General features: G+C 68.0%; 1 protein-coding gene. It reads right to left on the bottom strand.

The window, feature by feature from the left end:
- Nucleotides 1-949 (bottom strand): IS481 family transposase (locus AB8A24_RS43320; RefSeq protein WP_369479249.1); only part of this gene is annotated, 949 nt, incomplete at its 3' end.
- Nucleotides 950-1,054: the final 105 nt, after the last annotated feature.

Raw genomic sequence — 1,054 nt, 5'->3', positions numbered from 1 at the left:
TGTATTGACTCGCAGGGTTGTTGACTCGGCTGATGGGTGGGTGTCCGTCGAGTGCGGTGTGGCAGCGGTGGTGGTTGTAGGTGTGGAGGAAGTCTGCCAGTGCCGCTGTCCGCTCCTTGTTGGAGATGTAGGGCCGCAGGTAGGCCCACTCGTCCAGGAGGGTGCGGTTGAAGCGTTCGACCTTGCCGTTGGTCTGGGGGCGGTAGGCGCGGGTGAGTTTGCCGCTCGCGCCGAGCTCGGTCAGCACGGCTTTCCAGGCCAGGCCCTTGCGGTAGGCCCAGGCGTTGTCGGTGAGGACCCGTTCGATGCGGGTGATGCCGTGGTCGTGGAAGAACGCCGCCGCGCGGGTGAGGAAGCCCGCGCAGGTCGCAACTTTCTCGTCCGCGTGGATCTCGCTGTAGGCGAGGCGGGAGTGGTCGTCGACCGCGGAGTGGATGTAGTCGAAGCCCATGCCACGGATGGGTCGGCCCGCTTCGCGGCCCAGGACGCGGTGGCCGCCGCCGTCGGGGATCCGGCCGAGTTTCTTGACGTCCACGTGGACGAGCTCGCCGGGCTTCTCGCGTTCGTAGCGGCGGATCACGGTTCCGGTCGGACGGTCGATCCAGGCCAGGCGGTGCAGCCCGTGGCGGGTCAGGATCCGGTGGACGGTCGAGGCGGGCAGGCCCAGGATCGGGCCGATGCGGGCCGGGCCCAGCTTTCGTGTCCGCCGCAGGTCACAGACCCGCGCCTCGATGGAGGCCGGGGTCCGGTGCGGCGTCGTGCGGGGCCGGCTGGAGCGGTCGTGCAACCCGGCCTCGCCCTCCGTCCGCCAGCGGCGGACCCATTTGTGGGCGGTGGCCCGCGATATGCCCATCTCGGCCGCGACATGCGAGACCGCACGGCCCGAACGGACGCGTTCGATCAGCAAGCGCCTTCCGAAGACGGTCAGGCGGGCATTACGGTGGGACACGAAGACCTCCGTCGTGCAATGGGTTCCTAGACAGCTCCCACCACACCGGAGGTCTTCGCCATGTTCAAGACCTACCGAGTGTCAACAACGCTCGTGATCAATACA

The organism is Streptomyces sp. BF23-19, assembly GCF_041106355.1.
Lineage (GTDB): Bacteria > Actinomycetota > Actinomycetes > Streptomycetales > Streptomycetaceae > Streptomyces > Streptomyces virginiae_A.
Note: the sequence above shows the minus strand (reverse complement) of the source record. Positions and strands in the feature narration are given on the sequence as shown.